The following is a 20,688-nucleotide window of genomic DNA, read 5'->3' as shown; positions in this document are numbered from 1 at the left end:
CTTAGGGTTTCGCCTCCGTTTTTTTGTGCTGCCGTTTGCGAAGCGGCGGTCTTGCAACGCCCCGCGGCCTTCGATTACACCCCCGATGCACTCGCCCGATCCAGTGTGCGCAGGAATTTGTCCGCCGATTCGTAGCCGACCTCCCGCAACACTTCCTTGCCACCCTGATCGAAAAAAATAATCCCCGGCGGCCCGAACAGATTGAAGCGCTTGAGCAGCGCCTGGTCGTCGGTATTGTTCGCAGTGACGTCGGCGCGCAGCAGATTCATCTGCTTCAGCTTCGCCTGAACGCGCGGGTCGCTGAAGGTGAATTTCTCCATCTCCTTGCAGCTCACGCACCAGTCCGCGTAAAAATCGAGCATGGCTGGCTGCGCCGCCGTTTTGACGGCCTGGTCGAGCTGATCCGATGAACGTACCGGCGCGAACGTCAAATCGCTTTGCGGCGCCGGCGCGGCCGCGCTGGAGCCATCCTTCGCGATGCTCGCCTGATTGCCGACGCGAGCCGCGAGCACCGCCAGCGGTCGCAGCGGATCCAACGATCCCGCCGCGAGGCCAACTAGAAGCGCGGCTGCCCAAACCGCCATCACGACGCCGACCGCCCGCCCAAGCCGGTGCCATATCGAGGCGCCCGCAACCGACTTGGAAAACAGGCCGAGCGCAACCGCGGCGATCAGCAGCCAGAGGGCGCTCAACAGCATCGACGCCGCCCCGCCGAGCACCGGCCAAACAATCCACAGCGCCGCGGCCAGCAGAACGACGCCAAAGAACACTTTTACGCTGTCCATCCACTTGCCCGCGCGCGGCAGCAGTGTACCCGCGCCGAGGCCAATGATCAGCAGCGGCAGCCCGAGCCCGATGCCCATCGAGAACAGCGCCGCGCCACCGAGCACGGCGTTGCCGGTATGCGCGATGAACGCGAGCACCGCAAAAAGCGGCGCGGTCATGCAGGCGCCGACCACCAGCGCCGACAGCGCGCCCATCACGGCGACCGCGGTAAATTTGCCACCCGAGCGTCGCGCTGACCCGCTCGACATGCGATCGCGCCAGCGCGGCGGCAGTTCGAGATCCACACCGGCGATCAGCAGCAGCGCGAAAATCGTCAGAAGCCCGCCGAACGCGCCGAGCACCCACGGGTTCTGCAGCCATGCGCCGAGACTCTGCCCGACGAGTGCCGCCACGACACCCAGCACCGTGTACACGAGCGCCATCCCGACTACATACGCGAGCGACAGCGCGAAGCCACGCCTGCGCGTGACGCGCGCTCCCTCACCGATGATGATCGCCGACAGAATCGGAATCATCGGATACGAGCACGGCAGCAAGCTCAGAATGGCGCCGGCAACGAAATAAAGCCCGACGATCGCAAAAAAACCGCCACGCTGCAGCAGCGACTGCGCGTAATCGGCGCTGGTGGCGCGTTCGTACCAGGGTTCGTCGTCAGCGGCGGCGGATTGTTGCGCGGTTGGGGTCGCCGTCCCGCTGCCAGCCAGCTGCAGCGCCTCGCTGCTCACGTGGTACACGCGCTCCATCGGGGGGTAGCAGATGCCCGCGTCGGCGCAGCCCTGCGACGTCACCGCAAGATCGAACGGTCCGGCAGCCTGCTTGACCGGAATACGAATCGTCAGCTCGTTGCGATACGTCTCGACATTCTTGTTGAATGTCTGATCGAACTTCACATGACCGCCTGGCAGTTCAGGCTCGCCAAGCGTCGCCGTGCCGTTGCGGGTCGCGAACGCGAAGCGCTCGCGGTACATGTAGTAGCCGTCCGCAATCTTGTAGGTGACGACGACTTGGCCGGGGGCCTCGGTCGCGCTGAACCGGAACGCGACGGACGGGTCGAGGAAGTCGTCCGCAGCGCGCGCGAGCGTGGCGACTTGCGCGAGGAACACGCAGCCGAGCAGAAAGAATGCGGTGCGCAGCGCAGCGCGCGCGCGCCGGTCGAGACCGTTAAACATGGACAGGGCGTTGGGTTTCAGCAGTGATCCACTGGCCGTAGGCGGCGGAGGCCGTCGCTTGCCATGAGAGGATTTCCGGCGTGCCGTAGGGATGATGAGCCTGAATGTATTGCTCCAGTTCGAGCGCGCGAGCGGCGCTGGTCTTGAACAGCAGCTGGATTTCCTGCGCGGTTTCGATCGCGCCCTGCCAGTGATAGCTCGACTGCACGCTTCCTAGCTGGGTGACGCACGCGCAAAGGCGAGCGGCGAGCGCTTCGGCTGCGAGCTTTTGAGCGCCGGCCGCATCCGGCACCGTTGTCAGCACCAAGGTCACATTCACACTCACACCAAGCTCCGGCGGCGCAGGATTTCGATCCCGATATCGTATCACCTGGCCCTGTCGCCCTGCAGGGCGCCACGCGGTGCGGCCGCGACATTTGGTCACAGCGAAGCGGCTTTCGCTATCAATGAAAAATCGGCCGCAGAAAACAAAAAAGCCAGGCGACGCGCCTGGCTTTTTGTCGAAGCAGAAAGCTTACTCAGCTTCTTGCACTTCCGTTTCTTCAACTTCCGGACGGTCGAGCAGTTCGACCAGTGCCATCGGCGCATTGTCACCAACGCGGAAGCCGAACTTCAGCACGCGCAGGTAGCCGCCCGGACGGTTTGCGTAGCGCGGGCCGAGCACGTCGAACAGCTTCGTGACCGAGTCACGATCGCGCAGGCGGTTGAACGCCAGACGACGGTTTGCGAGCGACGGCTTCTTGCCGAGCGTGATCAGCGGCTCGACGACTTTACGAAGTTCCTTGGCCTTCGGCAGCGTGGTCTTGATGACTTCGTGCTCGATCAGCGAGTTGGACATGTTACGGAGCATTGCCAAACGGTGGCTGCTCGTGCGGTTCAGTTTCCGCAGACCATGACGGTGACGCATGTTAATTCCTTCAGTTCAAAGTTTTGGTCCAGCTCTTCTATCGCACTCGTTCTGCAGCATCGCCTACAAACAGTGAGCGCACGGGCCGGTAGTGACAAAAGACAAGACGCGGATTTTAAAGGAAAATCCGCGCCTTTGCCAGTACAGTACATCGGTGCAATTCGCGGGTCACACCCAACCGAGTTGTCCGCTTACTTGTCGAGACCAGCCGGCGGCCAGTTTTCGAGCTTCATGCCGAGCGTCAGCCCACGCGATGCCAGAACTTCCTTGATCTCGTTCAGCGACTTGCGACCCAGATTCGGAGTCTTGAGCAGTTCGTTCTCGGTACGCTGGATCAGGTCGCCGATGTAGTAGATGTTCTCGGCCTTCAGGCAGTTCGCGGAACGAACCGTCAGTTCGAGATCGTCGACCGGACGCAGCAGGATCGGATCGATCTGCGGTGCGCGCGACGGCGCTTCCGCCGCTGCTTCGGTACCTTCCAGCGCCGCGAACACCGACAACTGATCCACCAGAATGCGCGCCGATTGTCGGATCGCTTCTTCCGGCGAAATCACACCGTTGGTCTCGATGTTCATCACGAGCTTGTCGAGGTCGGTGCGCTGCTCGACGCGAGCGCTTTCGACCGCGTAGCTCACGCGACGAACCGGCGAAAACGAGGCGTCCAGCACGATCCGGCCGATGATCTTGGCCGACTCTTCACCGTAACGACGCACATTGCCCGGCACATAGCCGCGGCCCTTTTCGACCTTGATCTGCACGTCGAGCTTGCCACCCTTCGACAGATGCGCAATCACGTGATCGGGATTGATGACTTCGCAATCGTGTGCGAGTTCGATATCGCCGGCCGTGACCACGCCTTCGCCTTCCTTCCGCAGCGTAACCGTCACTTCGTCACGATTATGCAGCTTGAAGACGACGCCCTTCAGGTTCAACAACAGGTTGACCACATCCTCTTGCACACCGTCGAGCGTCGAATACTCGTGCACGACGCCTGCAATCGTCACCTCGGTCGGGGCATAGCCTACCATCGACGACAACAGCACGCGCCGAAGCGCGTTGCCCAAGGTGTGGCCATAACCGCGTTCAAACGGCTCCATGACCACTTTCGCGTGGCTTTCGCCAAGCGATTCAACTGCAATAATCTTGGGCTTCAACAAACTGGTTTGCATAGGTTTTCCTTTTCAATACCCTCGGCTCGTTACACCGATAAGGCTGACCGGTAACAACCTGAAAATAAACAGCCGAGACGCCCCCTTGCGCAACGCAATCAGGGCGCCCCGGCCATCAATCCGATTACCGCGAATACAATTCGACGATCAGGCTTTCGTTGATGTCGCCAGCGATGTCGCTGCGTTCCGGCTTCTGCTTGAAGGTACCTTCGAACTTCTTCGCGTCGACCGCGACCCAGCTCGGCATGCCGCCTTGCTCAGCGAGCGACAGCGCCTCAATGATGCGAGCCTGCTTGCGCTTCTGTTCGCGCACGGCGACGACGTCCCCAGCCTTCACTTGCATCGACGGGATGTTCGTCACGACGCCGTTCACCGTGATTGCCTTGTGGCCAACGAGCTGACGTGCTTCAGCGCGCGTCGAGCCAAAGCCCATGCGATACACGACGTTGTCCAGACGCGATTCGAGCAGTTTCAGCAGGTTCTCACCCGTGTTGCCCTTCAGGCGGTCTGCTTCAGCGAAGTAGCGACGGAACTGGCGCTCGAGGACACCGTAGATACGCTTTACTTTTTGCTTCTCGCGCAGCTGAGTGCCATAGTCGGACGTACGTGCGCCCGAGGTACGGCCGTGCTGGCCGGGCTTGCTGTCAAGCTTGCACTTGTCAGCGAGCGAACGGCGCGCGCTCTTCAGGAAGAGGTCAGTGCCTTCACGGCGGGACAGCTTGGCCTTGGGGCCGATATAACGTGCCACGTTAATTCCTTCTGTGATTTGTCACGCGAATGCTTCCACTCGCGCTAGTCCGAACCCTTTGAGTCGAACGGTGGGCTTAGTCAATTCAAATAACACGCGCAGCCCGCCACCGCGCAAGGCGGCAACAGGCGCTCGAAATACCAGCGTCTTAGATACGACGACGCTTCGGCGGACGGCAGCCGTTATGCGGGACCGGCGTCACGTCGGAGATCGCGGTGATCTTGATGCCAAGACCATGCAGCGCGCGCACCGCCGATTCCCGGCCAGGACCGGGGCCCTTGATCCGCACTTCGAGGTTCTTCACGCCGTATTCCATCGCCACGCGGCCAGCTGATTCAGCTGCGACCTGAGCTGCAAACGGAGTCGACTTACGCGAACCCTTGAAGCCCTGACCGCCCGACGTTGCCCAGGCAAGCGCGTTGCCTTGACGGTCGGTGATCGTGATGATGGTGTTGTTGAACGACGCGTGAACGTGAACCACGCCCTCGGCGACGTTCTTCTTGACCTTCTTGCGAACGCGTTGCGCCGCGGAGTTGTTCGAAGCCTTAGCCATTACGTTTTCCTGTAACTGTCAGTTCCGCTTACTTCTTCAGCGATTGCGCTGCACGACGCGGACCCTTGCGCGTACGGGCATTCGTACGCGTACGCTGGCCGCGCAGGGGCAGACCCTTACGATGCCGCACGCCACGATAGCAGCCGAGATCCATCAGGCGCTTGATGTTCATCGTCGTTTCACGGCGCAGATCGCCTTCAACGATGAACTTGCCGACTTCTTCACGCAGCTTTTCGAGGTCTGCGTCAGTCAGGTCTTTGACCTTCTTCGAAAATGCCACACCAGCAGCGACGCAAATGTCGCGCGAGCGCGTGCGACCGACACCGTAAATAGCCGTCAGGCCGATTTCAGTATGCTGGTGATTCGGGATGTTAACCCCTGCGATACGAGCCATTGTTTTTCCTCAAACAAAAAGCGCAAGCAAAAGCGCGGCGTTCAGCCTTGACGCTGTTTGTGGCGCGGATCAGAACTGCAAATCACGCGCACAACGCCTTTGCGCTTGATGATCTTGCAATTGCGGCAAATGCGCTTAACCGATGCCATCACTTTCATGATATTACCCTTTTTTCAAATCACTTCGCCCGGAACACGATCCGCGCACGCGACAGATCGTAAGGCGTCAATTCAACCGTCACCTTGTCGCCCGGCAAGATCCGGATGTAGTGCATCCGCATTTTGCCGGATATGTGTCCCAACACGACATGGCCGTTTTCCAGCTTCACCCTGAAGGTAGCATTAGGCAGGTTCTCGATTACTTCGCCCTGCATCTGGATAACATCGTCTTTGGCCATAAGTCCTTTCAACGCATCGGGACGCCGCCGCCTTTGAAATTAGCTTTCTTCAGCAGCGATTCATACTGTTGCGACATAACGTACGACTGCACCTGCGCCATGAAATCCATTGTGACGACGACAATGATCAGCAGCGACGTTCCACCAAAATAAAACGGCACGTTCCAGCGTAGCACCAGAAATTCAGGCAGCAGGCAAACGAACACGATGTAGATCGCACCGGCAAGCGTCAAACGCGTGAGGATGCGGTCGATATATCGCGCCGTCTGATCGCCCGGGCGGATACCTGGGACGAAAGCGCCGCTCTTTTTCAGGTTGTCGGCCGTTTCCCTGCTGTTAAACACCAGTGCAGTGTAAAAGAAGCAGAAGAAGACGATCGCCAACGCGTACAGCAACACATACACCGGTTGACCGGGCTTCAGGGCTTCGGCAACGTTGTGCAACGTGTCTGCGAACCAGCTGGTACGCGAACCCGAACTGAACCAGTTCAGGATAGTTGCCGGGAAGAGAATGATCGACGATGCGAAGATCGGCGGAATCACCCCCGACATATTCAGCTTCAGCGGCAAATGCGAAGACTGGCCGCCGTAAATCTTGTTGCCCACCTGCCGCTTCGCATAATTCACAAGTATCTTGCGCTGGCCGCGTTCGATGAACACCACCACATAGGTCACAGCAGCAATCAGCGCGACGACGATAATCGCCGAGATGATGCTCATCGAGCCGGTTCGCACCAGTTCAAAGAGACCACCGATTGCGTTCGGGAAACCCGCCGCAATACCGCCGAATATGATGATCGAAATACCGTTGCCAAGCCCGCGCTCCGTGATCTGCTCACCCAGCCACATCAGGAACATCGTGCCGGTCACCAGCGTAACGACCGTCGTCAAGCGGAAAACCATCCCCGGATCGATCACGAGGCCCGGCTGATTTTCCAGAGCGACGGCAATACCGAACGCCTGGAACGTCGCCAGCACAACCGTGAAGATCCGCGTGTACTGCGTAATCTTTCGCTGACCTGCCTGCCCTTCCTTTTTCAGCGCTTCGAGCTGCGGCGAAACAATCGCCAGCAACTGCATGATGATCGACGCCGAAATGTACGGCATGATCCCCAGCGCGAAAATCGTGAACCGCGAAAGTGCGCCACCCGAGAACATGTTAAACATGCCAAGGATGCCGCCCGACTGGCTTTGGAACAGTTTCGCCAGTTGGTCCGGGTCGATACCCGGCACCGGAATATGCGCGCCGATACGGTAGACGACTAGCGCCAGCAGCAGGAACACTGCTCGCCGGCGCAGATCGCCAAACTTCGCCGCGCTGCGACCGGGTTTTGCGAGACTCGGGCTGTTAGCCAAGTACCTTCTCCGATGCAAGTGCTAGTGACGGCAATTAACTTGCGCGTTACTCGGCAAAAGAGCCACCGGCTGCCTCGATAGCAGCACGTGCGCTCTTCGTCGCACCCAGACCCTTCACAACGACCTTGCGCTTGAGCTCGCCCGTTGCAATGATCTTGGCGCTACGGATCAGCTCGCCGACGAGGCCGGCTTGCTTGAGAGCCAGCAGATCGATTTCGTCGACCGGCAGCTTCTCCAGATCCGAGAGACGTACCTCACCGACGAATTCCTTCGTCAGCGAGGTGAAGCCACGCTTCGGCAGGCGACGTTGCAGCGGCATTTGACCGCCTTCAAAGCCGACCTTGTGAAAGCCGCCCGAACGCGACTTCTGACCCTTGTGACCACGGCCAGCGGTCTTGCCGAGGCCGGAGCCGATGCCGCGACCAACGCGGCGCTTTGCGTGCTTCGCGCCTTCGGCCGGCTTCAGGTTATTCAATTCCATTATCAACTCCTTGAGTCCTGGTCAGCCGCTTAGCTGATGACCTTAACGAGGTACGAAACCTTGTTGATCATGCCGCGCACAGCCGGCGTATCCTGCAACTCGCTAACCGAGTTGAGTCGGCGCAGGCCCAAGCCACGCACCGTTGCACGGTGCGATTCACGGGTGCCGATCAGGCTCTTGACGAGCTGGACCTTGACAGTTTTATCAGACATGGTGTCCACCTTTAGCCCAGAATTTCTTCGACGGACTTGCCACGCTTCGCAGCGATGTCGGCCGGCGTGGACTGCTTGCGCAGGCCATCGAGCGTCGCACGAACGAGGTTGTACGGGTTCGTCGAGCCGTGGCTCTTGGCCACAACGTTCTGCACGCCCATCACGTCGAACACGGCGCGCATCGGGCCGCCCGCGATCACGCCGGTACCGTCTTTCGCCGGAGCGAGGAGGACCGTCGATGCGCCGTGCTTACCGTGCACTTCGTGTTGCAAGGTACCGTTCTTCAACGGCACCTTGAACATGTTGCGGCGAGCCTGTTCCATCGCCTTCTGGACAGCGACCGGCACTTCCTTCGCCTTGCCCTTGCCCATACCGACGCGGCCATCACCGTCGCCAACCACGGTCAGTGCAGCGAAGCCGAGAATACGGCCACCCTTCACGACCTTGGTCACGCGGTTAACCGCGATCATTTTTTCACGAAGGCCGTCGTCGCGTTCGTCAGCCTGAACTTTAGCTTGCATCTTTGCCATGACGAATTCTTCCCTTAGAACTTGAGTCCGGCTTCGCGCGCCGCGTCAGCCAGCGCTTTCACGCGGCCGTGGTAACGGAAACCCGAACGGTCGAAGGCGACGGATTCGATGCCGACAGCCTTAGCCTTTTCTGCAATGCGCTTGCCGATCAGGGTGGCAGCAGCAACGTTGCCGCCCTTTCCCGATTGATCGGCCAGTTGCGCACGCACTTCGGCTTCGAGCGTCGACGCGCTAGCGAGCACCTTGGTGCCGCACGGCGAGAACACTTGCGCATAGATGTGCGTGTTCGTGCGATGCACGGCGAGACGCGCGACCTGCAGCTCAGCGATCTTGATACGCGTCTGACGAGCGCGGCGCAGGCGAGATTGAGTCTTATCCATGATTGCGCACCCTTACTTCTTCTTCGTTTCTTTGAGGATCACAACCTCATCGGCGTAACGCACGCCCTTGCCCTTGTAGGGCTCCGGCGGACGGTAGCCGCGCACTTCTGCAGCGACTTGACCGACTTGTTGCTTGTTGATCCCCTTGATCACGATTTCGGTTTGCGACGGGGTTTCTGCCTTGACGCCAACCGGCATCTGGTGCACCACCGGGTGCGAGAAACCCAGCGACAGGTTCAGCTTGTCGCCTTGCGCTTGTGCGCGATAACCGACGCCAACCAGCGTCAGCTTGCGCTCGAAACCCTTCGTCACGCCGTGCACCATGTTCGCAACCAGCGCGCGCATCGTGCCCGACATCGCATTCGCCTCGCGGCTTTCATCGACCGGTTCGAACTTCAGCGTGCCGCTGTCGTTCACTACCTTCACGAGGCTGTTGGCAGCCTGCGAAATTGTACCCAGCGGACCCTTGACAGTAATGCTGTCGGCGCTCAGGGCCACTTCCGCGCCTTGCAGCGCGATTGGGCTCTTACCTACTCGAGACATGTTTCTCTCCTTTCGGCCTTAAGCGACATAGCAGATGACTTCGCCGCCAACGCCCGTTGCACGTGCCTTGCGGTCCGTCATCACGCCCTTCGGCGTCGACACGATTGCCACGCCCAGGCCATTCATGACCACGGGGATGTCGTTACGGCCGCGGTACACACGCAGACCAGGCTTCGAGACGCGTTCAATGCGCTCGATGACCGGACGGCCAGCGTAATACTTCAACACGATGTTCAATTCCGACTTCGCACCTTCGGACTTCACTGCGAAATCGTCGATATAACCTTCGTCCTTCAGGACCTGCGCAATCGCAACCTTGACTTTCGACGAGGGCATAGTCACCGAAACCTTCTCGACCATCTGCGCATTGCGGATGCGAGTCAGCATATCGGCGATAGGATCACTCATGCTCATTTATGTTTCTCCTATTACCAGCTCGCCTTGGTCAGGCCAGGGATCTCGCCGCGGAACGCGATTTCGCGAATCTTGTTACGCGCCAGCCCGAATTTACGGAACGTGCCGCGCGGACGACCGGTAATTGCGCAACGGTTGCGCTTACGGGTCGGATTAGAGTTTCGCGGCAGTTGCTGCAGTTCCAGGCGTGCTGCGTAATGCTCTTCTTCCGACTTGCTCGTATCGCCAATGATTGCCTTCAATGCTGCACGCTTGGGAGCATACTTGGCGGCGAGGCGAGCACGCTTCTTTTCACGTTCGATCAGTGCCAGTTTAGCCACGGTAACCTCAGTTTCTGAACGGGAACTTGAAGCTGGCGAGCAGAGCCTTTGCTTCGTCGTCAGTCTTCGCAGTCGTCGTGATGCTGATGTTCAGCCCACGCAGTGCGTCGATCTTGTCGTAGTCGATTTCGGGGAAAATGATCTGCTCTTTCACACCGACGTTGTAGTTGCCGCGACCATCGAACGCCTTGCCCGACACGCCACGGAAGTCGCGCACACGGGGGAGCGCAACCGTCACGAAACGGTCCAGGAATTCGTACATTGCCTGGCCACGCAGCGTGACCATTGCACCGATCGGATAGCCCTGACGGATCTTGAAGCCAGCGATTGCCTTGCGTGCCTTCGTGATCACCGGCTTCTGGCCCGCGATCTTCGTCAGATCGCCAACGGCGTTTTCGATGATCTTCTTGTCAGCGACGGCTTCGCCAAGGCCCATGTTCAGGGTGATCTTGGTGATGCGCGGCACTTCCATCACGGACTTGTAACCGAACTTCTCGATGAGGCCGGGTACAACCTTCTCTTTGTAAAACTCTTGCAAACGAGCCATTTTTTACTCCGCAGCGTCAGGCGCTCAGTACGGCACCGGTCGTCTTCAGGAAACGGACCTTCTTGTCCCCTTCGACCTTGATGCCTACACGCGATGGCTTGCCATTCGCGTCCACCAATGCGACGTTCGAAATTTGCAGCGGCATCGTCTTGGCTTCCACGCCGCCCGTCGTACCCTTCATCGGGTTCGGCTTGACGTGCTTCTTGACGAGGTTGATGCCCTCGACAGTCACGGTCTCGCCGTGAACGGCCAGCACCACGCCACGCTTGCCCTTATCTTTGCCGGTGATGACGATAACTTCGTCACCCTTGCGAATCTTGTTCATCGCGACTCCTTACAGCACTTCAGGCGCCAGCGAAACGATCTTCATGAATCGTTCGCTACGCAACTCGCGCGTGACAGGCCCAAAAATACGGGTACCGATCGGTTCGAGCTTGGTGTTGAGCAACACAGCCGCGTTGCCGTCGAACTTGATCAGCGAGCCGTCCTGACGACGCACGCCCTTGGCGGTGCGAACCACCACGGCGTTGTAGATTTCGCCTTTCTTCACGCGCCCGCGCGGCGTTGCCTCTTTGACAGTCACCTTGATGATGTCGCCAATGCTGGCATAACGACGCTTCGAGCCGCCGAGCACCTTGATGCACATGACTTCACGTGCACCCGTGTTGTCGGCCACTTCAAGCCGAGTTTCGGTCTGGATCATGGTTTATCTTTCCCAACTTAATCCGGTCACACCACCATGGCGCTTCCCGGTCAGTCTTGGTCCCGTCAGCCGATCGGCTGCTTGGGTTAGAACAGCAGCGACGGCAAACGAAACCCGCCATCGCAATCCGGTGAATCCTTCGGTCTAGGCTGGCGCCCGAACCGCTTCCCCCACCAACTTCGCCCGCGACGGGGCTCCCATAAAGAGGGAAGACCGAGATTATATCAAATAATCTCGGTCTTGCAAGCGAAACTTACTGCGATTTCAACTACTTCTACAGCTTTGCGACATTAGATGACGCGAGCAGCCTCGACCAGGCGAGCCACAACCCAAGCCTTCGTCTTCGAAATCGGACGAGTTTCCTGGATTTCAACGAGGTCGCCCTCGTTGTACGTGTTCGCGTCGTCATGCGCGTGGTACTTCTTCGACCGCACGACGTACTTGCCGTAGATCGGGTGCTTCACGCGGTGCTCGACCAGCACGGTAACCGTCTTGTCCATCTTGTTGCTGACGACCTTGCCGACCAGCGTCCGCTTGAGCGAGGTTTTTACGCTATCGTTCATTTCTGGTTCGCCTTCTCAGTCAGGACGGTCCGCACACGCGCGATGTCGCGACGGACCTTCTTCAGCTGGCTCGTGTTCGTGAGCTGCTGGGTCGCGAGTTGCATGCGCAGGCCGAATTGCGCCTTCAACAGGTCCGACAGCTCCTTGTTGAGCGCGGCCTGATCTTTCTGGTGAAGTTCGGAAGCCTTCATCATTTGCTCCTTAGGCGCCGAGCTGACGCACGATAAACGTCGTCTTCAGCGGCAGCTTCGCTGCAGCCAGACGGAACGCTTCGCGCGCCAGTTCTTCGGTTACGCCGTCCATTTCGTACAGCATCTTGCCCGGTTGAATCTCAGCGACGTAGTACTCCGGGTTACCCTTACCGTTACCCATACGCACTTCCGCCGGCTTGGTCGAGATCGGCTTGTCCGGGAAGATCCGGATCCAGATGCGGCCACCGCGTTTGATGTGACGCGTCATTGCACGACGCGCCGCTTCAATCTGGCGCGCGGTCAGACGGCCACGACCGACAGCCTTCAGGCCGAACTCACCGAACGACACCGCGTTGCCGCGGGTAGCAACGCCGGTGTTACGACCTTTCTGCTCTTTGCGATACTTTCTGCGTTTCGGTTGCAGCATCGTTATTCTCCAGTCTTCCCGTCGCCGCCGGCACGTCGGGGAGCGCCACGGCGTGCACCTGCCGGGCCACCACCTTCACCATCACGACGCGGACGGCGATCGCCACCCGGACGTGCGTTGCGGCGCGGACGCTTTTCTTCGGCGACTTCTTCGACCACCGGTGCGTCGTTGCGGCCGAGCGTGTCGCCCTTGTAGACCCACACCTTCACGCCGATGATGCCGTACGTCGTCTTTGCTTCCGACGTTGCGTAGTCGATATCCGCACGCAGCGTATGAAGCGGCACGCGACCTTCGCGATACCATTCCGTACGGGCGATTTCGATACCGTTCAGACGGCCAGCGCTCATGATCTTGATGCCTTGAGCACCCAGACGCATCGCGTTCTGCATCGCACGCTTCATCGCGCGGCGGAACATGATCCGGCGCTCGAGCTGTTGCGTGATCGAATCAGCGATCAGTTGCGCGTCCGTTTCCGGCTTGCGGATTTCTTCGATGTTGACGTGAACAGGAACGCCCATGCGCTTTTGCAGCTCGGACTTCAGCAGTTCGATGTCTTCACCCTTCTTGCCGATCACGACACCCGGACGCGAGCTGAAAATCGTGATACGCGCGTTCTTTGCAGGACGCTCGATCACAACGCGGCCGACGGACGCGTTCTTCAGCTTCTTCTTCAGGTATTCACGAACACCGATGTCTTCCTGCAACATCGCCGCGAAATTGTTGTTGTTCGCGTACCAACGCGAAGCCCAATTGCGGCTGACGGCCAAACGGAAGCCAGTCGGATGAATTTTCTGTCCCATCGTATGACCCCTTAATTCCCGACCGTCACAGTGATGTGACAGGATTGCTTCTCGATGCGGTTACCGCGGCCTTTAGCGCGCGCGGTGAAACGCTTCAGCGATGCTGCCTTGTCGACATAGATGCTCTTGATCTTGAGCTCGTCGATATCGGCGCCTTCATTGTGCTCCGCATTCGCGATCGCCGACAGCACGACCTTTTTCACGATCCCCGCAGCCTTCTTCGGCGAGAACGTCAGAACGTTCAGCGCCTTGTCGACCGGCAAACCGCGGATCTGGTCAGCCACAAGGCGCGTTTTCTGCGCCGAGATGCGGGCACCGCGATGAATTGCTTTCACTTCCATCTTGACTGCCCCTTATTTCTTGGCCTTCTTGTCGGCCGCGTGTCCCTTGAACGTACGGGTCAGTGCGAACTCGCCAAGCTTGTGGCCGACCATGTTTTCCGTGACATACACCGGAACGTGTTGACGGCCGTTGTGAACGGCGATCGTCAGGCCGATGAAGTCCGGCAGGATCGTCGAGCGACGCGACCAGGTCTTGATCGGTTTCTTGTCACGCGATGCTGCAGCCGCCTCAACCTTCTTCAGCAAATGGGCGTCGCAGAACGGACCTTTCTTAATAGAACGTGCCATTGCCTACTCCTTAACGCTTGTGACGGCGCTGAACGATCATGCTCGTCGTGCGCTTGTTGCTGCGGGTGCGATAGCCCTTCGTCGGCGTGCCCCACGGGCTCACCGGATCGCGGCCTGCCGCAGTCTTGCCCTCGCCACCACCGTGCGGGTGGTCGACCGGGTTCATTGCAACGCCACGCACCGTCGGGCGGATACCGCGCCAGCGGTTCGCACCAGCCTTACCGATTTGACGGAGGCTATGCTCTTCGTTGCCTACTTCACCGATCGTTGCGCGGCATTCAACGTGAACGCGGCGGATTTCGCCCGAACGCAGACGAACCTGCGCGTAGATGCCTTCGCGAGCCAGCAGCATCGCCGACGTACCCGCCGAACGCGCCATTTGGGCGCCCTTGCCCGGCAGCATTTCGATGCAGTGAATCGTCGTACCGACCGGGATGTTGCGGATCGGCAGCGTGTTACCTGCGCGGATCGGCGCCTCCGAACCCGACATCAGCTGTTGACCGACGGTAATACCCTTCGGAGCGATGATGTAGCGGCGCTCGCCGTCTGCGTACAGAACCAGCGCGATGTTCGCGCTACGGTTCGGGTCGTACTCGAGACGCTCGACCTTTGCGGGAATACCATCCTTCGTGCGACGGAAGTCGACGACACGATAGTGATGCTTGTGACCACCACCCTTGTGACGCGTGGTGATGTGACCGTTGTTGTTACGGCCGGCGGTCGACGACTGCGTGTCGAGCAGCGCTGCGAACGGCTTGCCCTTGTGCAGTTCCTTGTTGACCACCTTGACCATCGCGCGGCGACCCGGCGAAGTCGGCTTAACTTTCACGATTGCCATGATTACTTGGCCTCCGCTTCAAAGTTGATTTCCTGGCCGGGCTTCAGGCAGACGTACGCCTTCTTCACGTCCTTGCGCTTGCCCATGAAGCGACCAAAGCGCTTGGCTTTGCCCTTCGCGACCAGCACGTTGACGGAATCGACTTCCACCTTGAACAGCAGCTCGACTGCAGCTTTCACTTCCTGCTTCGTGGCATCCGGCGCGACTTCGAACACAACCTGTTCGTTCTTGTCGGCCACCAGCGTCGCCTTTTCGGAGACCACCGGCGCGAGCAGGACCTGCATCAAACGATGATCGTTCTTGCGAATCTCGCTCATGACAGCAACTCCTCGATCTGGGCGACCGCAGCCTTCGTGATCAGGATCTTCTTGAAGTAGATCAGCGACAGCGGGTCGGCGTAACGCGGCTCCACAACCGCCACATGGGCGAGGTTGCGCGACGCGAGGTACAGGTTTTCGTCAACCGTGTCGGTAATCACCAGCACGGAATCGAGACCCATCGCCTTGAATTTTTCGGCCAGCAGCTTCGTCTTCGGCGCTTCGAGCGTCAACTCGTCGACCACTGAGATGCGGCCTTCGCGGGCCAACTGCGAGAAGATCGAGCAGAGACCTGCACGATGCATCTTCTTGTTGACCTTGTGCGAAAAGTTTTCTTCCGGCGAATTCGGGAAAATACGGCCACCGCCGCGCCACAGCGGGCTCGACGACATACCGGCACGGGCGCGGCCCGTACCCTTCTGGCGCCACGGCTTCTTGGTCGTGTGTTTGACCTGCTCACGATCCTTCTGCGCGCGGTTGCCGCTACGGGCATTCGCCTGGTACGCAACCACCACCTGGTGAATCAGGGCTTCGTTGTAGTCGCGGCCGAACACGACGTCCGACGCGCTAACGCCTGCACTTTCCTGACCATTGGCATTCAGGAGCTTAAGTTCCATTATTTCGCTCCTTTCACGGCACGCGTCTTCACGGCCGGCGTAACGAATACCTTGCCACCCTTCGCACCCGGAACGGCGCCCTTGACCAGCAGCAGCTTGCGGTCAGCATCGATACGAGCGATTTCGAGGTTTTGCACCGTTACCTTCTCATCACCCATGTGACCGGTCATGCGCTTACCCGGGAAAACACGACCCGGATCCTGCGCCATACCGATCGAGCCCGGCACATTGTGCGAGCGCGAGTTACCGTGGGATGCACGGCCAGACGAGAAGTTATAACGCTTGATGGTACCGGCGTAGCCTTTACCGATCGACACGCCTTGCACGTCGACCTTCTGGCCCACTTCGAACAGCTCGGGACCAACCACGGCGCCGCTCGACAGTTCGGCAGCCTTAGCGGCATCGATCTGGAATTCTTTGAGGATTTCACCGGCTTGAACACCGGCTTTGGCGAGATGACCTGCCAACGGCTTCGTCACGCGGGATGCACGGCGCGTACCGAAGGCAACCTGCACGGCCGTGTAGCCGTCGGTTTCAACAGTCTTGATCTGCGTCACGCGGTTGTCGGACACGTCCAGCACGGTGACGGGAATTGAATCCCCTTCAGCCGTGAAGATACGGGTCATGCCAACCTTGCGACCTACGAGTCCAAGGCTCATCGTTTTCTCCATTCCCGACTGCGATTGGTCGGGGCTAATTTACAAAATGCCGGCACCGCTTCGGGCATGAAACCATGCTGCAGGACGCCGACTTTTTTACGCAAATGCGCCAAAAGCTCAATAGTATAGCGAGCCTTTTCGTTTTCCGCAAGCAATCAATGACTTAGCGTTGCCCGGGTGGCCGGGCAAGGGCTGGAAGCCTTACTGCAGCTTGATTTCAACGTCCACGCCAGCCGGGAGATCCAGCTTCATGAGCGCGTCGACGGTCTTGTCCGTCGGGTCAACGATGTCCATCAGACGCTGGTGGGTGCGGATTTCGAGCTGGTCACGCGACGTCTTGTTGACGTGCGGCGAACGCAGGATGTCGAAGCGTTGAATGCGGGTCGGCAGGGGTACGGGACCACGAACAATCGCGCCGGTCCGCTTTGCCGTATCGACGATTTCAGCTGCCGATTGGTCGATCAGGCGATAGTCGAAAGCCTTCAGGCGAATGCGAATTTTCTGGTTCTGCATGACAAATTCCTTGAAAAGAGCGAGGCGATATTGCACCGCCGATTAGAAAAAGAACGTAGGCTCGGACGCTCGCGCAAAGCGAGTGCCCGAGCCCGGGCGCTACAAACTGCTACAGCAATCGTCGATTTTACTCGATGATCTTGGCGACGACACCAGCGCCGACCGTACGGCCACCTTCGCGAATTGCGAAGCGCAGACCTTCTTCCATCGCGATCGGGTTGATCAGTTTCACCGTGATCGACACGTTGTCGCCCGGCATCACCATTTCCTTGTCCTTCGGCAGCTCGATCGAGCCCGTCACGTCCGTCGTACGGAAGTAGAACTGCGGACGGTAGTTGTTGAAGAACGGCGTGTGACGGCCGCCTTCGTCCTTGCTCAGCACGTACACTTCAGCCGTGAAGTGCGTGTGCGGGTTGATCGAACCCGGCTTGGCCAGAACCTGACCACGCTCCACGTCTTCACGCTTCGTGCCGCGCAGCAGGATACCAACGTTGTCGCCTGCCTGACCCTGGTCGAGCAGCTTGCGGAACATTTCCACGCCCGTGCAGGTCGTCTTGGCCGTTGCGCGGATACCGACGATCTCGATTTCCTCGCCAACCTTGATCACGCCGCGCTCGACGCGACCCGTCACCACCGTGCCGCGACCCGAGATCGAGAACACGTCTTCCACCGGCATCAGGAACGCACCGTCAACCGCGCGCTCCGGCGTCGGGATGTACGTGTCCAGCGCATCGGCCAGGTTCATGATCGCCACCTCGCCCAGCTCGCCCTTGTCGCCTTCCAGCGCCAGCTTGGCCGAACCCTTGATGATCGGCGTCTCGTCGCCCGGGAAGTCGTACTTCGACAGAAGTTCGCGAACTTCCATCTCGACGAGCTCCAGCAGCTCGGAGTCGTCCACCATGTCGCACTTGTTCAGGAACACGATGATGTACGGAACGCCAACCTGACGCGCCAGCAGGATGTGCTCACGCGTTTGCGGCATCGGGCCGTCGGCAGCCGAGCACACCAGGATTGCGCCGTCCATCTGCGCCGCGCCCGTGATCATGTTCTTCACGTAGTCTGCGTGGCCCGGGCAGTCGACGTGTGCGTAGTGGCGGTTAGCCGTTTCGTACTCGACGTGCGCGGTGTTGATGGTAATGCCACGCGCCTTTTCTTCCGGCGCCGCGTCGATCTGGTCGTACGCCTTCGCTTCGCCGCCAAACTTCTGCGTCAGGACCGTCGTGATCGCTGCCGTCAGCGTGGTCTTGCCGTGGTCAACGTGACCGATCGTGCCCACGTTCACGTGCGGCTTGGTCCGCTCGAATTTACCTTTAGCCATGTTTCTCTTCTTTCAGAAAGTTAATCGTTGAATGACTTTGCCGCGCGATTACTTCGACTTCGCGTTGATGATCGCTTCCGACACGTTACGCGGAGCTTCAGCATAGTGCTTGAACTCCATCGTGTACGTTGCACGGCCTTGCGTCAGCGAACGCAGAGACGTCGAGTAGCCGAACATTTCCGACAGCGGCACTTCGGCGCGAACGATCTTGCCGCCGCCAACCATGTCATCCATGCCCTGAACAATACCGCGACGGCCAGAGAGGTCGCCCATCACGTTGCCCATGTAGTCTTCCGGCGTTTCGACTTCGACAGCCATCATCGGTTCGAGAATGACCGGCTGTGCCTTGCGCATCGCTTCCTTGAACGCCATCGAACCGGCCATGCGGAACGCGTTTTCGTTCGAGTCGACATCGTGGTAGGAACCGAACGTCAGGTGAACCTTCACGTCCACGACCGGGAAGCCCGCCAGCACGCCGGCCTTCAGCGTTTCCTGGATACCCTTGTCGACTGCCGGGATGTATTCACGCGGAATCACACCGCCCTTGATCTCGTCCAGGAACTCGTAGCCCTTGCCTTGCTCGTTCGGCTCGAGCGTGATGACCGCGTGGCCGTACTGGCCGCGACCACCCGACTGCTTGACGAACTTGCCGTCAACGTCTTCCGCCTTGCCGCGAATCGTTTCGCGGTAAGCCACCTGCGGCTTGCCAACCGTTGCTTCGACGCCGAACTCACGCTTCATCCGGTCGACCAGAATTTCCAAGTGGAGCTCGCCCATGCCCGAAATAATGGTTTGACCCGATTCTTCGTCCGTTTGAACGCGGAACGACGGATCTTCCTGCGCCAGACGGTTCAGGGCCAGACCCATCTTTTCCTGGTCCGGCTTCGTCTTCGGCTCAACAGCCTGCGAAATCACGGGTTCCGGGAAAACCATGCGCTCGAGCACGATCGGGCTCGTCGGATCGCACAGCGTGTCGCCCGTGGTCGCGTCCTTCAGGCCGACCGCAGCGGCGATGTCGCCTGCGCGCACTTCCTTGATTTCTTCACGCTGGTTCGCGTGCATCTGCAGAATACGGCCCAGACGTTCCTTCTTGTCCTTGGTCGCGTTCAGCAGGGTGTCGCCCGAATTCACAACGCCAGAGTAGACACGGAAGAAGATCAGTTGGCCGACGAACGGGTCGGTCATGATCTTGAATGCCAGTGCCGAGAACTTTTCGTCGTCAGCAGCGCGGCGCTCACCCTTTTCACCGTTTTCCAGCTCGCCGGTAACCGGCGGGATGTCGATCGGCGACGGCAGGAAGTCAAGCACGGCGTCCAGCATGCGCTGCACACCCTTGTTCTTGAACGCGGTGCCGCACAGCATCGGCTGGATTTCGCAAGCGATCGTACGGTCGCGCAGACCCTTGATGATTTCCTCTTCGGTCAGCTCACCCGACTCGAGGTACTTGTTCATCATGTCTTCGTTCGCTTCCGCCGCGGCTTCGACCATCTTTTCACGCCATTCGTTGCATGTGTCGACGAGCTCTGCCGGGATGTCTTCGTACGAGAACTTGGTGCCTTGCGACGCGTCGTCCCAAATGATCGCCTTCATCTTCATCAGATCGACGACGCCCGTGAAGTTCTCTTCCGCGCCGATAGGCACGACGACCGGAACCGGGTTTGCCTTCAGACGCAGCTTGAGCTGGTCGTAGACCTTGAAGAAGTTCGCGCCGGTACGGTCCATCTTGTTGATGAACGCGAGACGGGGAACCTTGTACTTGTTAGCCTGACGCCACACGGTTTCCGACTGGGGCTGCACGCCGCCCACAGCGCAGTACACCATGCACGCGCCGTCGAGCACGCGCATCGAGCGCTCGACTTCAATCGTGAAGTCGACGTGACCCGGGGTGTCGATGATGTTGATGCGGTGTTCGGCGCGGTCGCCCGCCATGCCCTTCCAGAATGCCGTGGTAGCAGCGGAAGTAATCGTGATGCCGCGCTCCTGTTCCTGCTCCATCCAGTCCATGGTGGCAGCGCCGTCGTGAACTTCACCAATCTTGTGGTTCACGCCCGTGTAGAACAGAATGCGCTCGGTCGTCGTCGTTTTGCCGGCGTCGATGTGAGCGCTAATACCGATGTTACGGTAGCGCTCGATAGGAGTCTTGCGAGCCACTTTGATCCTCTATTGGGATGACGCGATGCGAGAGATGCCCATCGCGCTGTAACACAA

The 20,688-nt window shown here is 59.4% G+C and carries 33 protein-coding genes; all 33 read right to left on the bottom strand.

Translation table 11 applies throughout. From position 1 onward, the window contains the following. Positions 1-74: 74 nt before the first annotated feature. Positions 75-1,955, bottom strand: a complete 1,881-nt coding sequence (gene dsbD / locus OKW39_RS13645) for a protein-disulfide reductase DsbD (protein WP_429562870.1) — start codon at positions 1,953-1,955, stop codon at positions 75-77. Then, positions 1,948-2,280, bottom strand: coding sequence for a divalent-cation tolerance protein CutA (cutA, locus tag OKW39_RS13640; protein WP_429335412.1), 333 nt, complete (start codon positions 2,278-2,280; stop codon positions 1,948-1,950). Before cutA ends, dsbD begins: the two co-directional genes overlap by 8 nt. A gap of 189 nt (positions 2,281-2,469) precedes the next feature. Continuing rightward, entirely contained in the window at positions 2,470-2,862 is a 393-nt protein-coding gene (gene rplQ / locus OKW39_RS13635; protein ID WP_013090750.1) for a 50S ribosomal protein L17, read from the bottom strand. Between the two features lie 191 nt (positions 2,863-3,053). After that, positions 3,054-4,031, bottom strand: coding sequence for a DNA-directed RNA polymerase subunit alpha (locus OKW39_RS13630; protein ID WP_007730697.1), 978 nt, complete (start codon positions 4,029-4,031; stop codon positions 3,054-3,056). 124 nt (positions 4,032-4,155) lie between these two features. After that, on the bottom strand, positions 4,156-4,779 hold the full coding sequence (rpsD, locus tag OKW39_RS13625) for a 30S ribosomal protein S4 (RefSeq protein WP_090802157.1): 624 nt from the start codon (positions 4,777-4,779) through the stop codon (positions 4,156-4,158). 148 nt (positions 4,780-4,927) lie between these two features. After that, complete coding sequence (gene rpsK / locus OKW39_RS13620; protein WP_006052224.1) at positions 4,928-5,332, bottom strand: 30S ribosomal protein S11; 405 nt, start codon at positions 5,330-5,332, stop codon at positions 4,928-4,930. Positions 5,333-5,360: 28 nt separating this feature from the next. Further along, positions 5,361-5,726 carry a 30S ribosomal protein S13 gene (gene rpsM, locus OKW39_RS13615; protein WP_013589830.1) on the bottom strand — a complete coding sequence of 122 codons (366 nt, stop codon included), beginning with the start codon at positions 5,724-5,726 and terminating at the stop codon, positions 5,361-5,363. 41 nt (positions 5,727-5,767) lie between these two features. Next, complete coding sequence (gene rpmJ, locus OKW39_RS13610) at positions 5,768-5,884, bottom strand: 50S ribosomal protein L36 (RefSeq protein ID WP_004199844.1); 117 nt, start codon at positions 5,882-5,884, stop codon at positions 5,768-5,770. A gap of 20 nt (positions 5,885-5,904) precedes the next feature. Next, positions 5,905-6,123, bottom strand: coding sequence for a translation initiation factor IF-1 (gene infA, locus OKW39_RS13605; protein WP_004521905.1), 219 nt, complete (start codon positions 6,121-6,123; stop codon positions 5,905-5,907). An 8-nt stretch (positions 6,124-6,131) separates the two neighbouring features. Then, positions 6,132-7,478 (bottom strand): preprotein translocase subunit SecY, encoded by a 1,347-nt coding sequence (gene secY, locus OKW39_RS13600; protein ID WP_090802158.1) that lies wholly within the window; start codon positions 7,476-7,478, stop codon positions 6,132-6,134. A 46-nt stretch (positions 7,479-7,524) separates the two neighbouring features. Further along, positions 7,525-7,959 (bottom strand): 50S ribosomal protein L15, encoded by a 435-nt coding sequence (rplO, locus tag OKW39_RS13595; RefSeq protein ID WP_018420156.1) that lies wholly within the window; start codon positions 7,957-7,959, stop codon positions 7,525-7,527. Positions 7,960-7,988: 29 nt separating this feature from the next. Next, the gene (gene rpmD / locus OKW39_RS13590; protein WP_008923335.1) at positions 7,989-8,171 is read right to left on the bottom strand and encodes a 50S ribosomal protein L30; all 183 of its coding nucleotides are present in this window, start codon (positions 8,169-8,171) and stop codon (positions 7,989-7,991) included. A gap of 11 nt (positions 8,172-8,182) precedes the next feature. Then, positions 8,183-8,701: a 30S ribosomal protein S5 gene (rpsE, locus tag OKW39_RS13585; protein ID WP_075303262.1), complete on the bottom strand. Its 519-nt coding sequence runs from the start codon at positions 8,699-8,701 to the stop codon at positions 8,183-8,185. Between the two features lie 14 nt (positions 8,702-8,715). Further along, positions 8,716-9,081, bottom strand: a complete 366-nt coding sequence (gene rplR / locus OKW39_RS13580; RefSeq protein WP_134169729.1) for a 50S ribosomal protein L18 — start codon at positions 9,079-9,081, stop codon at positions 8,716-8,718. A gap of 12 nt (positions 9,082-9,093) precedes the next feature. Further along, the gene (gene rplF / locus OKW39_RS13575; protein ID WP_090802160.1) at positions 9,094-9,624 is read right to left on the bottom strand and encodes a 50S ribosomal protein L6; all 531 of its coding nucleotides are present in this window, start codon (positions 9,622-9,624) and stop codon (positions 9,094-9,096) included. 18 nt (positions 9,625-9,642) lie between these two features. Then, positions 9,643-10,038 carry a 30S ribosomal protein S8 gene (gene rpsH, locus OKW39_RS13570; protein WP_006052216.1) on the bottom strand — a complete coding sequence of 132 codons (396 nt, stop codon included), beginning with the start codon at positions 10,036-10,038 and terminating at the stop codon, positions 9,643-9,645. Positions 10,039-10,052: 14 nt separating this feature from the next. Next, entirely contained in the window at positions 10,053-10,358 is a 306-nt protein-coding gene (gene rpsN / locus OKW39_RS13565) for a 30S ribosomal protein S14 (RefSeq protein WP_090802162.1), read from the bottom strand. A gap of 7 nt (positions 10,359-10,365) precedes the next feature. Next, positions 10,366-10,905: a 50S ribosomal protein L5 gene (rplE, locus tag OKW39_RS13560; protein ID WP_090802163.1), complete on the bottom strand. Its 540-nt coding sequence runs from the start codon at positions 10,903-10,905 to the stop codon at positions 10,366-10,368. Between the two features lie 16 nt (positions 10,906-10,921). Continuing rightward, the gene (rplX, locus tag OKW39_RS13555) at positions 10,922-11,230 is read right to left on the bottom strand and encodes a 50S ribosomal protein L24 (protein WP_008923340.1); all 309 of its coding nucleotides are present in this window, start codon (positions 11,228-11,230) and stop codon (positions 10,922-10,924) included. Between the two features lie 9 nt (positions 11,231-11,239). Continuing rightward, positions 11,240-11,608, bottom strand: a complete 369-nt coding sequence (gene rplN / locus OKW39_RS13550; RefSeq protein ID WP_006998478.1) for a 50S ribosomal protein L14 — start codon at positions 11,606-11,608, stop codon at positions 11,240-11,242. 290 nt (positions 11,609-11,898) lie between these two features. Beyond that, positions 11,899-12,171, bottom strand: a complete 273-nt coding sequence (rpsQ, locus tag OKW39_RS13545; RefSeq protein WP_007180129.1) for a 30S ribosomal protein S17 — start codon at positions 12,169-12,171, stop codon at positions 11,899-11,901. Next, positions 12,168-12,362 (bottom strand): 50S ribosomal protein L29, encoded by a 195-nt coding sequence (rpmC, locus tag OKW39_RS13540; RefSeq protein WP_007180130.1) that lies wholly within the window; start codon positions 12,360-12,362, stop codon positions 12,168-12,170. The genes rpsQ and rpmC overlap by 4 nt, the downstream gene beginning before the upstream one ends. Before the next feature lie 10 nt (positions 12,363-12,372). Next, positions 12,373-12,789 carry a 50S ribosomal protein L16 gene (gene rplP / locus OKW39_RS13535; RefSeq protein WP_008923342.1) on the bottom strand — a complete coding sequence of 139 codons (417 nt, stop codon included), beginning with the start codon at positions 12,787-12,789 and terminating at the stop codon, positions 12,373-12,375. A gap of 2 nt (positions 12,790-12,791) precedes the next feature. Further along, positions 12,792-13,589, bottom strand: coding sequence for a 30S ribosomal protein S3 (rpsC, locus tag OKW39_RS13530; RefSeq protein ID WP_074766158.1), 798 nt, complete (start codon positions 13,587-13,589; stop codon positions 12,792-12,794). Between the two features lie 11 nt (positions 13,590-13,600). After that, positions 13,601-13,930: a 50S ribosomal protein L22 gene (gene rplV, locus OKW39_RS13525; protein ID WP_004199272.1), complete on the bottom strand. Its 330-nt coding sequence runs from the start codon at positions 13,928-13,930 to the stop codon at positions 13,601-13,603. A 12-nt stretch (positions 13,931-13,942) separates the two neighbouring features. Further along, complete coding sequence (gene rpsS, locus OKW39_RS13520; RefSeq protein WP_006998484.1) at positions 13,943-14,218, bottom strand: 30S ribosomal protein S19; 276 nt, start codon at positions 14,216-14,218, stop codon at positions 13,943-13,945. 10 nt (positions 14,219-14,228) lie between these two features. Then, the gene (rplB, locus tag OKW39_RS13515; RefSeq protein ID WP_018420149.1) at positions 14,229-15,056 is read right to left on the bottom strand and encodes a 50S ribosomal protein L2; all 828 of its coding nucleotides are present in this window, start codon (positions 15,054-15,056) and stop codon (positions 14,229-14,231) included. Between the two features lie 2 nt (positions 15,057-15,058). Continuing rightward, on the bottom strand, positions 15,059-15,373 hold the full coding sequence (rplW, locus tag OKW39_RS13510; protein ID WP_008923345.1) for a 50S ribosomal protein L23: 315 nt from the start codon (positions 15,371-15,373) through the stop codon (positions 15,059-15,061). After that, on the bottom strand, positions 15,370-15,990 hold the full coding sequence (rplD, locus tag OKW39_RS13505) for a 50S ribosomal protein L4 (protein ID WP_090802165.1): 621 nt from the start codon (positions 15,988-15,990) through the stop codon (positions 15,370-15,372). Before rplD ends, rplW begins: the two co-directional genes overlap by 4 nt. Further along, positions 15,990-16,649 (bottom strand): 50S ribosomal protein L3, encoded by a 660-nt coding sequence (gene rplC, locus OKW39_RS13500; RefSeq protein WP_090805499.1) that lies wholly within the window; start codon positions 16,647-16,649, stop codon positions 15,990-15,992. The genes rplD and rplC overlap by 1 nt, the downstream gene beginning before the upstream one ends. A gap of 201 nt (positions 16,650-16,850) precedes the next feature. Continuing rightward, complete coding sequence (gene rpsJ / locus OKW39_RS13495) at positions 16,851-17,162, bottom strand: 30S ribosomal protein S10 (protein WP_006998489.1); 312 nt, start codon at positions 17,160-17,162, stop codon at positions 16,851-16,853. 127 nt (positions 17,163-17,289) lie between these two features. Further along, a complete protein-coding gene (gene tuf / locus OKW39_RS13490) occupies positions 17,290-18,480 on the bottom strand; it encodes an elongation factor Tu (RefSeq protein WP_429562869.1) in 1,191 nt (396 codons plus the stop codon). 48 nt (positions 18,481-18,528) lie between these two features. Beyond that, on the bottom strand, positions 18,529-20,631 hold the full coding sequence (gene fusA, locus OKW39_RS13485; protein WP_090802169.1) for an elongation factor G: 2,103 nt from the start codon (positions 20,629-20,631) through the stop codon (positions 18,529-18,531). Between the last annotated feature and the right edge of the window lie 57 nt (positions 20,632-20,688).

It is taken from the genome of Paraburkholderia sp. MM6662-R1 (assembly GCF_050436245.1).
Taxonomy (GTDB): Bacteria; Pseudomonadota; Gammaproteobacteria; order Burkholderiales; family Burkholderiaceae; genus Paraburkholderia; species Paraburkholderia tuberum.
Note: the sequence above shows the minus strand (reverse complement) of the source record. Positions and strands in the feature narration are given on the sequence as shown.